The organism is Mycetohabitans sp. B8 (assembly GCF_021991875.1).
Taxonomy (GTDB): domain Bacteria; phylum Pseudomonadota; class Gammaproteobacteria; order Burkholderiales; family Burkholderiaceae; genus Mycetohabitans.
The window spans coordinates 24,955-36,217 of the sequence record NZ_JAHLKR010000021.1 but is presented as its reverse complement, the minus strand read 5'-3'; the positions used below and the strand labels follow the sequence as shown (position 1 = coordinate 36,217).

Below are 11,263 nucleotides of genomic sequence, written 5' to 3'. Positions count from 1 at the left end.
GGCCTATGTGCCGCTGGACCCAGCGTATCCGGGCGAGCGGCTCGCGCATATTCTGCAAGATGCGGCGCCCGAGATTGTGTTGGCGGATGCGGTGGGTTGTGCCGCGCTCGGTGATGCGGCACTCGCGTCTCGCACGGTGCTTAACCCGAACACAGTGCCGGAGCAGAGGGACACGAATCCGTCGGTACCGGAGCTCACGGCTCATCATCTTGCCTATGTGATTTATACGTCCGGCTCCACCGGCACGCCGAAGGGCGTCATGGTGGAACATCGCGGCGTGATGAATCTTGTGCACGCGCAGATTGCCCGCTTTGATGTGCGCGCGACCAGCCGCGTATTGCAGTTTGCCTCACTCAGTTTTGATGCGAGTATCTCGGAGATTCTAATGGCGTTTGGCAGCGGTGCGACATTGTATCTGCCGCCCGAGACCACCCGTTGGGAGCAACGTGCGCTTTGGACTTATTTGGCAAGCCACGCGATTACACACGTGACGTTGCCACCCGCGCTGCTTCAACGGGGCGAAGCGTTGCCTACCCTCAGTACGCCCTTAACGCTGATTCTTGCGGGTGAAACCCCTGATCCGGCATTAGTGCAGTATTTAAGCCAATACTACACCGTCTTCAATGCGTATGGCCCGACGGAAGCCACGGTGTGCGCCACCGTATGGCGAGGCGGGCGGGAGATGAACAGCAAGGTTGTCCCGATTGGCCGACCGATTGCGAACACGCGGATTTATTTGCTCGATGCCCATCGCCAGCTTGTACCGTTGGGTGCGGTCGGTGAGTTGTATATTGGCGGAGCGGGGGTGGCACGCGGTTACCTGAACCAGCCCGAACTCACGGCCGAGTGCTTCGTGCGTGATCCGTTCTTGAGCGAAGCCGACGCACGGATGTACCGAACAGGTGACCTGGCGCGTTATTTACCCGACGGTCATTTGGAATACCTGGGCCGCAATGACCATCAGGTCAAGGTTCGCGGTTTCCGGATTGAGTTGGGCGAAATCGAGGCGTGTTTGGCTAAACATGCCCAGGTACGCGAGGCGGTGGTGCTGGCCACGGGCGAAGGTAGCGCCCAGCGCCTGGTGGCGTATGTGGTGGCGCAGGCCGATGAGCAACTGGCCAATACGTTGCGCACACATGTGGCCTCAGCGTTGCCCGAATATATGGTGCCCAGTGCGTTCGTGCGGTTGGACGCATGGCCGCTGACGCCGAACGGCAAGCTCGATCGGTGTGCACTGCCCGAGCCCGACGCCGACGCGCTCGCGCATCACGCGTATGAAGCGCCGCAAGGCGAACTCGAGACGACGCTGGCGGCGATTTGGGCCGAGCTATTGGGTGTGGAGCGTGTAGGGCGGCACGACAGCTTCTTTGCGCTCGGGGGCCACTCGCTGCTGGCCATGCGCCTGATCAATCGTGTACGCACAGCGTTAGGGGTTGACCTTGCTATTCGCACGCTGTTTGAGGCACCCACCCTCGCAGGCTTAGCACGCCATTTCGTTAAGCGCGACGGGATGCAAGAAAACTCGTTTTCCGTTCTGCTTCCTCTTAAACCCACAGGCAGCCGTCCTGCTCTTTTTTGTATTCACCCTGGATTGGGTTTGAGCTGGAGCTATATGGGTCTGTCCAATTACCTTCATCCGGATCAGCCCCTTTATGGCTTGCAGGCTCGTGGGCTCGATGGAACAAGCCCGCTTGCGTCGACCCTTGACGAGATGGTGTCAGAATATCTGGAACAAATGCGCCGTGTTCAGCCCAAAGGACCTTACTGCCTCTTAGGATGGAGCTTGGGTGGCATAGTGGCGCATAGCATGGCTGTCCGACTTGAACACCAAGGCGAAAAAGTGGCGTTACTGGCGTTACTGGATAGCTACCCTTTTCCGGGCAAAGCTTTTGAAGAGAAAGAAAATCAAATTGACCAGGCGATGGTTAGAGATGTGTTCGTTCGCCACTATGGCAATGAGTTAGTCTCGGCGATGGATAAGCATTTATTGGAAAACACCGAGGAAATTGCAAAGAATAATTGGCGTATCGTAAGGGATTATTCTCCATCACAGTATGGCGGTGATGTGCTATTGTTTCGAGCCACGGTAGCAGAGGCTGAATGTGAAACGCTAATCTCGCCTGATGCGTGGAACCCTTATGTGCGCGGGAATATCGAAGTTTGCAATGTTCACTGCAGTCATGGAGAAATGCTCAAGCCGGAATCGACGGCCCTCATTGCTCCTATCCTAGCCCGCAAGCTAAATGAATTGGAGAATCAGCAACCTCAAGGACAGACGAATGCGGTACGATAAACTTTATAGTGCAGAAACGCTCAATACCCTTAAGCGCGAATTTGATCGCGCTAACCGGTAACGGTCATGGTTAGCCTGCCCGATAACGAGAGTGCAGCACGCAAGCCGAACGATGTGTTGCAATGGTTCGAAGCGGACCGGGGTGAATTCGTGTAGCGTTGATGAGGCTACCCCCAAATCAGGGCGACTGGCTGCAGTCATTGTGGAGAACAACAATGCGTAGAGTCTGGAGGTTCGCACTTGCGTGTGGCGCGGGGATGGGGATGGGAATGGGCATCGGGATAGCGGGCAGCCCGACACAAGCGGTCCAGTGGATGACCCTGTCGAGTGCGCGCGACCTGTCATATGAATTGGACGCCGACAGCGCGCACAAGGATTCGGACGGCTACCTCGCCTATTCGACACGGACCACGTGGCAGGACGCGGCGCAGCCGCCGGGCGCGATCGCCGCGGTGGCGGTATCGATCAGTCGCTATCAGATGAACTGCCACGCTAAGCAATGGCGACTGATCGAATCCTGCTACGAGAGTGCCGACGGATCGCCCGCCGGCGTCTACAAGCCGACAAGCGATGCCTGGATGGATATCGGGCCGGGCACCGTGATGGACAAGATCCACGCGAGGTTTTGCTGATCAATTAAACGGCGCGATTTCCATGAGTATGGGCGTGCGGCCTGTGTGTCCGTGTAGTGTGGGCACGAGCGGCAGCGCGCAACCCGTTTCGGAGACAAGCATGACAACGACGCGTCTGTTCGCTATCGTGGTTACCTGGCTGGGCGTTGCCGGTTCCAGCCTCGCCTATGCCGACACCGTGACCTTCAAGGCCGATCTTCAGCCATCGAGTGAGGTGCCACCGAAGACGAGCCGGGGGCACGGCACGCTCGATGCGACGTATGACACGTCGTCGCGGACCCTGCAATGGACTGCCGCCTACGCCGACTTGTCCGCTCCGGTCAGTGCCGCGCACTTTCACGGGCCCGCACCGGTTGGCCAGAATGCCGGCATCCAGGTGCCGATCGACAAGAATGCGCTGGCCAGCCCCATTCATGGGCATGCGACGCTGAACGACGACCAGGCCGGCGAATTGTTGGCTGGCAAATGGTACTTCAACGTCCATACTGCGCAAAACCCCGGCGGCGAGATTCGCGGACAGGTGCTGCGGACCCATTGATACCGGGCCCATGCAGATTTTGCGCAAGTGTGCGCTGGAGCCGCTTGCGCACGGGCTGGCGCTGCAACGCCGTTATGATGAGCCGACAGGTAATGGGAGACCACGGTGAGTTGGCAACGCGTCGTCGTGTCGTGGGGGCTGCGCCGGTATTTCCGACCGTATACTGAACTGTCGGATATCAACGTGAGTCGCGTGCGCGCGTGGGTCGACAAGCGTCTGTGGACGCCCAAGGTGCCGGCCGGATTCCGACTGCGCGAGCGTTATGGCAGCGAGTGTGCGCCGCTCGTCGGCGAATGGCTCGAGCCTGAGCCGCCGGCGCCGGCGCCGGCGCCGGACCGCGGGCGCCCGATGATCCTCTATCTGCATGGCGGTGGTTACTCCTCCTGTTCGCCACACACGCATCGCACGATCACGTTCGCGCTGGCGGCGCGGGCACGGGCCGCGTTGTTCGCGCTGGACTACCGGCTCGCACCCGAGCATCCGTTTCCGGCCGCGCTGCACGACGCGCTCGCGGCTTACCGCGCGTTGCTTGCGTGGTACGCACCCGAAGCCATCGTGATCGCCGGCGATTCAGCGGGGGGCGGCCTCGCATTGGCCACGCTGGTTGCGCTGCGCGAGGCGGGTGAGCCGCTGCCGGCGGGGGCCGTACTGTTCTCGCCGTGGACCGATCTGGCCGCATCTGGCGCGTCGATCGTCTCCAATCATGGACAGGACCCGATGTTTGCCGGGCCGGTGATCAGCCGCGCAGCGAAGCTGTATTTGGGCGACACGTCGCCGGCCCATCCGCTGGCCTCGCCGGCCTACGCGGATTTGCATGGGTTGCCGCCGCTGTTCATCCAGGTGGGCAGCACCGAGGTGTTGCTCGATGACTCGGTGCGCGTCGCACACAATGCCCGCAGGGTCGGCGTGTCGACGCAGTTTCGGATATGGCCGGACATGCCGCACGTGTGGCAGATCTATGCGCCGTTTCTTCCGGAGGCGCGACGCGCGTTGCGGGAGGCGGCACAGTTCGTGACGCACGTGGCGGCGTGACGCGGCGCGCGTGCGTTGCCCTCCTCATGGCGCGTGCGGCGCGATCGCATCATACGCGGCCCGCACCGCCGGCTTGCCATAGTGTCGCTCCAGCCGGCGCACCGTGAAGTGCGCGTGAGCCATGTTCTGGAAATGCTCGATAAATGCGGCGTTGACCAGCGCACCCAGCACTGCGCCAAGCACCGGCACGGATTTGGCGGCGAGTTGTTCGCCAACCTGGACCGAAAAGCGTGCGGCGACGGCATTGATCAGCCGGGCTAATGCCGCGGACGTCTGAGCGGCCACGCCGTGCGCGAAGCCCTTGGCCGCGACGTCGGAGGAGGCTTTCGATACGGCTTGCGCGAGCGCGCCTCGAACGAAAAAGTAACCCATCTCCGCGCGGCCTAGCCCAATCGCGGTGTGGCCCATGGCAAGCACCGACAAGCATTCGAGTTGCGCGTCGGGTGTGGACAGATCCTCGCCCTCGCTTTGAGCGATGTCGCAGATCGAGCGAAACATCAAGGTTGTCGTGACGGGCAACTCGATCGGCAGCGCGACGAGCCCGAATGCGCCGCCGGCTGCGCCTGTGGTCGCCACCGCGACCTTGTGCAGCCAGTTGCGCGGCGGGGGCGCCGCGATCGCGCTGAGCGTGACGGGTCGTGCACGCTCGTCGGCCGTCATCGGATCGTATCCGGTGGACAGCGGCGACGCGCTGTCGCGGCGACCGAGGCTGTGCAGCGCGGCGCGCAGGCATTGGCGCAGCGCGATATGGGTCGCATCGAGCACTTTGTCGTTGGCGCCGGCCGGCAGGCGCGACAACAATGCCTCGAACGGCGCGCCGATTAAGCTGGTCAGCTTGATCGCCAGGCCGGGGTGCTCCAGCAGTTGCTTGGCGCCCTGCAACGCCTTCAGGTCGGCATCCCGCATGGTCGCATCCGATGGGGCAATAAGCGCGTTTGACATCGTATTGAACTCCGGAACACAAAAGGGCGGTTCGGGAACGGCCGTGGCCGTCCGTGCAAATTCGTTAGAGCGGCTTTTCTTGCTATGATTTCAATCAATTGATTAAGCAATTATTGTAGACGCAAAGATGCCATTCGACTCTTCCGCTCAACATTCGAGCGAGCAAGTACTGCCGTTTCGAGAATCGATGCTTGCGATGCTGGGCCTGTCGTTTGTGACGATGCTCGTCGCGTTCGACCAGACCGTGGTAGGCATTACGCTGCCCACCATCGTGGCAGAACTGAAAGGCTTTGACCTGTACGCGTGGGTCGCCACCGCATACTTGTTGGCGTCAGTGATCACCGTGCCTATTTTCGGGCGGCTGGGTGACTACTATGGCCGCAAGCCGTTCGTCGTGGCATCCATCATTCTGTTTACGGCGGCCTCGGCGCTGTGCGGGCTCGCGAACGACATGCTGTTTCTCGTGCTCGCGCGCGCGTTGCAGGGTGTAGGCGGTGGCATGCTGGTCGGCACGGCGTTCGCCTGCATTCCGGATTTGTTCCCCGATGCTCACGTCCGGCTGCGCTGGCAGGTGATGATGAGTTCGGCTTTTGGTATCGCGAATGCGGTCGGCCCGTCGCTCGGCGGATTCCTAACGCAGTATTGCGGATGGCGCTCGGCGTTCTACGTGAATCTACCCGTTGGATTATTGTCGCTGTTCTTTGTCTGGCGTTTTTTGCCGCATTTGCGGCAGGTGCGGCACCAGGGGCGGATCAAGCTGGATTGGCTCGGCGCGGTGTTGATCGCGGCCTCGCTATGCGGCTTGCAACTCTTCGTCGAGTTGTTACCCGAGCACGGATTGACGTACGGCACTGGCGCGCTGCTCGTGGCCAGCACGCTGTGTATGGTAGGACTATGGAAGTGGGAGCGGCACGCAGCGCAGCCGATGCTGCCTATCGACATGTTCGGTCATCGAAGCTTGTCCGTGCTATTTGCGTTGTCGCTGTTGGTGGGCTTCTCGATGTTTTCGCTGTTGTTCTATGCACCGTTGCTGTTCCAGGGCGGTTTCGGCTTATCGCCCCGCGATGCGGGCATCATCGTCACGCCGCTGGCGGTCTGCATTACGCTGGGCAGCATCCTGAACGGGCGCATCGTGACGCGGATCCGCCATCCCAATGCGATGCTCCACGTTGGCTTTGCGCTGCTCGCGCTCTCGTGCGTGGGCGCGGCGGTGTCCACGCGGGCGACGCCGCAGGCGTTGCTGATGGGGTTCATGGCGCTCGGCGGACTCGGACTGGGCTTCGTGACGCCAAACCTGACGGTATTTGTGCATCAAAGCGCCGGTCGCGAGCATCTGGGGATTGCCACGGCGTCGCTGCAGTCATTGCGCATGATCGGTGGCATGCTCGGCACCGCAGTGACCGGAACATTGGTGTCCCATTGGTATGCGAGCGCAGTGCGCGATACGCTGGTGAGCAGCCAGGCCGGCGCCTGGTTCGATGCGTTCGGCGATCCACAAGTGCTGATCAACCGGCAAGCCCAGCAAGAGCTGGTCCAGCAGGTCAGCGCGGCCGGGCATGATGGTGTCGCGCTCCTGGAAGGCGCGCGCGACGCATTGGTGGGGGCGATCCACTTGGGCTTCGCGCTTGCCGCGCTCGTTGCGGTATGGGCGGTGTGGCACGCCCGGCGTGTGCCGCCCATCCAGCTGGCGCGCGCCTCCAAGCATGAGCCGACAATGACGGAGTAGGCCGTGGAACTGCAAGAGCGAATCGCGATATTTCAACAATTTGGCCGAACCTACCGTGCATTCATGACCACGTTCGAATCGCGTGTCGGTTTGCCATTGCCCCGCTGGCGGATCCTGCTCGCACTCTACGACCACGCGCGGCTTGCCAAGCCGGACGTAGAGGCGGCGAGCCGCGACGATACGCCGCACGGCGGACCGAGCCTGCCGCAAAAGCGGCTTGTGGAACGGCTCAGCATCGATCCGGGCGCGTTGACCCGGCAGTTAAAGCAGCTTGAAAGCCTTGGGTGGATTGCCCGCAGTACGGATGCGCGGGACAACCGGTTAACCAATGTCGTGCTGACGGACACAGGGCGTCAGGCCGTTGAGCACGGGCTACCGCGCCGCAACGCGTTGCTTGCAAGTGCGCTCGGGGGACTGTCCGACGATGCGTTGCATGCGCTCGAGGAAGCGCTCAAGGACATCGAGCGTTGCATGACGCATGGCGAGTGGCCGGTCCCGGCCGAGCACGGCGACGTGCCAGCCATCGAATGACTAAAAGAACGTTTCGATGATCTCGACCACGTCATACGCGTCATCGACCCTCAGCAGGTTGCGCCACGTGTCGAACCTCAGGCACGGACGTGAAATATCGAACCCGATCATATCGCCGACGCGGATGTCCGACTCGGCGCTCACCTGGCGCATGCGTCGGCCGCTCGGTAGTGGCGTGCCGGCACCGGCAGGCCAGCGTCGAACGCCGCGTCGCGCTTGCCGAGCGCGACGATCGCGCGGTCCGCTTCGGGCACCGATTACACGTACGCCCATAGTTGCAGGACTGGCAGCAACCTGCGTGTCCTAGGTGGGCAGCCAGCGCGACATCTCGACCTGCACCGGCTGATGCGCAGCGCTGCCCAGCCATACGTCGCCGTCCTGGACTGTGCATTGCAGCCGCATCGTGCGCTCGGCCAGCGTTGCGAGCGCCGGTGCGACGCCCTCGGCAAGGCTCAATACGGTGACATTGCGCAGTCGCGCGACCTTGCCCTGGATCGCATCCCACCAGATCCGGGATGTGCGTCCCGCGTAGGCCAGCACGACCACGTCGTTTGCCCGCGCGCTCGCTTTCGCGATGCGCCGCTCGTCCAGTTGGCCGACTTCGATCCATCGCTGCACTGCGCCAGTGAGGTCCTTTTGCCACAGGTCCGGCTCGTCGGTGTCGGACAGCCCCTTGCAAAATTCGAGCCGCTCATGCGCATACAGCGCGAACGCCAGCAGGCGCACCATCATCCGTTCATCGGTTTCGGATGGATGCCGGGCCAGCGTCAGCGAATGGTCCGCATAGTAATGACGGTCCATATCGGCGATCTGCAGTTCGGCTTTGTAGATTGTTGATTTCAGCGCCATCGGTTAAACAGTATTCGTTGTCGGCGTCGTGCCATGACTTGCACGACCTGCATCGTCTACGCAACGCGCGTGACCGGTGCGGCTTGTGTGGCGTATCCGCTCGCACGACCGGCCTTGCATGGACCTCCTGCATAGGCGTGCCGCCGATGCATCATGGGGACACGCTCGCACGGCTTATTGGCGCGCGGTTCGCGCGTTGTCTGGCAACGGCAGGTTGAAATTGGTGCGCAATGGGTTGATGTCCAGCCCGCCGCGTCGCGTATAGCGTGCGTAGACCGCCAGCTTGATCGGCTTGCACACGCGTTGGATGTCGATGAAGATGCGCTCCACGCATTGCTCGTGAAACCCGCTATGGTCGCGGTACGACACGATGTAGCGTAACAGGCCGGCGTGATCGATCGGCGGACCGACGTACCGGATTTGGATGCTGCCCCAATCCGGCTGCCCGGTCACCGGGCAATTGGACTTGAGCAGATTCGAGAACACCGTTTCATCGACAGGCGCCTGATCGGTGCCCGCGCTCAGCAGCGACGGGTCGGGCGTATAGATATCCGTGTCTAGGTCCAATCGGTCCAGCGACGTTCCCGCGAGCTCGTCCAGCGCCAGCGTTGCGAACTCAGCCGGCGGTGTGAGCCGTACCGACACGTTCGCGCCCGCGCACGCGCAGACGTCGCGCTGGATGGTCTCGCGCAACGTGTCGATCGACGCAATACGTGTTTGCGCGAATGACCCCAGGTACAATTTGAACGATTTGGATTCAATAATGTTGGGCGATTCCGCCGGCACATGGAACGTGGCCAGCGCGATCTGCGGCTTGCCGCGCTCGTTTAGCCAGGACAGCTCGTACGCGTTCCAGATATCCGTGCCGAAGAACGGCAGTACTGTCGGCACGCCGATCGCGTCGCGGCCTTGCCGGCGCTCAATTGGGAACAGCAGTGTCGGGTCATACTGCTGGGCATAGCCCACCGGCTTGCCTAAAGGAGATTGGTCGGGTGTCATGTTGCGGCTCGGGCTTAAGCGAGGAATAGTTTATACGCCGGGTTGGCTGTTTCGTCCCAATGCGGATACCCTAGCGCCGCAAGAAACTGCTGGAACTGGGCTTCTTCGGCCATCGGCACTTGCAGGCCCACCAGGATTGAACTGTAGTCCGCGCCGCCATTGCGGTAATGGAACAGGCTGATATTCCAGTCAGGCGCCATCGACGACAGGAACTTCATCAGCGCGCCCGGGCGTTCTGGGAACGCGAACCGGTATAGGCGCTCATCGCGAGCCAGCGGTGAGTGGCCGCCGACCATGTACCGCACGTGCTGCTTGGACAGCTCGTCGTTGGTTAGATTGACGATTGCAAAGCCATGTTGCTCGAAGGTCTGGGCAATCAGCTGCGATTCGTCGCGACGCTGGATCTGTACGCCGATGAAAATGTGTGCCTGTTCAGCGTCGGCAACCCGATAGTTGAACTCGGTGACGTTGCGCGCGCCGATCAACTCGCACAAGCGCCTGAAGCTGCCGCGCTCCTCAGGGATTGTCGCCGCGAACACCGCTTCGCGTGCCTCACCCACGTCGGCGCGTTCAGCAACGAAACGCATCCGGTCGAAGTTCATGTTCGCGCCCGAGGTGATCGCGACAAACGTGCAGCCCTGTAGTTTTTCGCGCTCAGCATAGGCCTTGGCGCCGGCCACGGCCAGCGCGCCGGCCGGCTCCAACACGCTGCGCGTGTCCTGAAAAACGTCCTTGATCGCCGCGCACAGCGCGTCGGTGTCCACGGTCACAAAACCGTCGACGTATTGCTGCACGAGCCGAAACGTCTCTTCGCCGACGAGCTTGACCGCCGTGCCGTCGCTGAACAGGCCGACTTCCCTGAGCGTGACGCGCTCGCCTTCTGCGATGGAGCGCGCCATCGCGCATGAATCGTCGGTTTGTACGCCGATGATTTTGATTTCCGGGCGAAGTGCCTTGACGTATGCCGCGACGCCGGCGATGAGACCTCCGCCGCCGATCGGCACGAAGATCGCGTCGATCGGACCCTGGCACTGACGTAGGATTTCCATTGCGACAGTGCCCTGGCCGGCGATCACGTCCGGATCGTCGAACGGATGGATAAACGTCAGCCCGTGCTGCTGCTGGATCTGAAGCGCACGCGTATAGGTATCGGAATACGATTCGCCGTGCAGCACGACTTCCACCGTCGGGCCACCGTGCGCGCGCACCGCATCAATTTTGACCTGCGGCGCCGTGACCGGCATCGCAATAACCGCCTTGCAGCCGAGCCGGGCCGCCGAATAGGCAACCCCTTGTGCATGGTTGCCGGCCGACGCGGTCACCACGCCGCGCGCTAGGGCGTCGCGCGGCAATTGTGCCATCTTGTTGTATGCACCGCGCAACTTAAACGAGAAGACGGGCTGGTTGTCCTCGCGCTTCAGATAAACCGCGTTCTGAATTCGAGCCGACAGGTTGCGCGCGTGTTCGAGTTCAGTTTCCCGCGCCACGTCGTAGACGCGGGCGGTCAGGATTTTCTTCAGGTAATCGGGCGAGGGCATGGCAGTCTTGCAGAGGGCGTGGATTGAAAATGGCGGGAAAAGGGCCAATCATAGCGCTATCCGGCGCTGCGTTCGTGCGTCGGCGCGCATTGAGTGGAGTGCCGCAACGGCCGGCTGCAGAGCGGTGACGTTGTTACGCGCCAATGCGCCATTGCTGGATCGGACAATGTCGAGCGCGCAGCC

General features: G+C 61.8%; 10 protein-coding genes and 1 pseudogene. 6 read left to right on the top strand and 5 right to left on the bottom strand.

Annotated features, from left to right (window positions below; all coding sequences use genetic code 11):
- From KQH60_RS13200 to KQH60_RS13185, 4 genes are all read left to right on the top strand, one after another.
- Positions 1-2,293, top strand: a 2,293-nt coding sequence (locus KQH60_RS13200; protein ID WP_237576888.1) for an amino acid adenylation domain-containing protein, incomplete at its 5' end; no start/stop codon positions are given.
- A 215-nt stretch (positions 2,294-2,508) separates the two neighbouring features.
- On the top strand, positions 2,509-2,925 hold the full coding sequence (locus tag KQH60_RS13195; protein ID WP_237576887.1) for a surface-adhesin E family protein: 417 nt from the start codon (positions 2,509-2,511) through the stop codon (positions 2,923-2,925).
- Positions 2,926-3,025: 100 nt separating this feature from the next.
- Complete coding sequence (locus KQH60_RS13190) at positions 3,026-3,463, top strand: CHRD domain-containing protein (RefSeq protein ID WP_237576886.1); 438 nt, start codon at positions 3,026-3,028, stop codon at positions 3,461-3,463.
- 105 nt (positions 3,464-3,568) lie between these two features.
- The gene (locus KQH60_RS13185) at positions 3,569-4,495 is read left to right on the top strand and encodes an alpha/beta hydrolase (RefSeq protein ID WP_237576885.1); all 927 of its coding nucleotides are present in this window, start codon (positions 3,569-3,571) and stop codon (positions 4,493-4,495) included.
- Positions 4,496-4,519: 24 nt separating this feature from the next.
- Here the strand turns inward: KQH60_RS13185 and KQH60_RS13180 are convergent, their stop codons facing one another.
- The gene (locus KQH60_RS13180; protein WP_237576884.1) at positions 4,520-5,437 is read right to left on the bottom strand and encodes an EcsC family protein; all 918 of its coding nucleotides are present in this window, start codon (positions 5,435-5,437) and stop codon (positions 4,520-4,522) included.
- 127 nt (positions 5,438-5,564) lie between these two features.
- On the opposite strand from KQH60_RS13180, the gene KQH60_RS13175 reads away from it, so the two are divergent.
- A complete protein-coding gene (locus KQH60_RS13175; protein ID WP_237576883.1) occupies positions 5,565-7,163 on the top strand; it encodes an MFS transporter in 1,599 nt (532 codons plus the stop codon).
- A gap of 3 nt (positions 7,164-7,166) precedes the next feature.
- Positions 7,167-7,694 carry a MarR family transcriptional regulator gene (locus KQH60_RS13170; RefSeq protein ID WP_237576882.1) on the top strand — a complete coding sequence of 176 codons (528 nt, stop codon included), beginning with the start codon at positions 7,167-7,169 and terminating at the stop codon, positions 7,692-7,694.
- On the opposite strand, the pseudogene KQH60_RS13165 reads toward KQH60_RS13170, so the two are convergent.
- From KQH60_RS13165 to ilvA, 4 genes and pseudogenes are all read right to left on the bottom strand, one after another.
- Positions 7,695-7,987: pseudogene (locus tag KQH60_RS13165) on the bottom strand (amino acid deaminase); the annotation flags it as partial. It abuts the gene before it with no gap.
- A 10-nt stretch (positions 7,988-7,997) separates the two neighbouring features.
- Positions 7,998-8,543: a YaeQ family protein gene (locus KQH60_RS13160; RefSeq protein ID WP_237576881.1), complete on the bottom strand. Its 546-nt coding sequence runs from the start codon at positions 8,541-8,543 to the stop codon at positions 7,998-8,000.
- A gap of 174 nt (positions 8,544-8,717) precedes the next feature.
- A complete protein-coding gene (queF, locus tag KQH60_RS13155; RefSeq protein ID WP_237576880.1) occupies positions 8,718-9,542 on the bottom strand; it encodes an NADPH-dependent 7-cyano-7-deazaguanine reductase QueF in 825 nt (274 codons plus the stop codon).
- A gap of 14 nt (positions 9,543-9,556) precedes the next feature.
- Positions 9,557-11,080: a threonine ammonia-lyase, biosynthetic gene (gene ilvA / locus KQH60_RS13150; RefSeq protein WP_237576879.1), complete on the bottom strand. Its 1,524-nt coding sequence runs from the start codon at positions 11,078-11,080 to the stop codon at positions 9,557-9,559.
- Positions 11,081-11,263 lie beyond the last annotated feature (183 nt).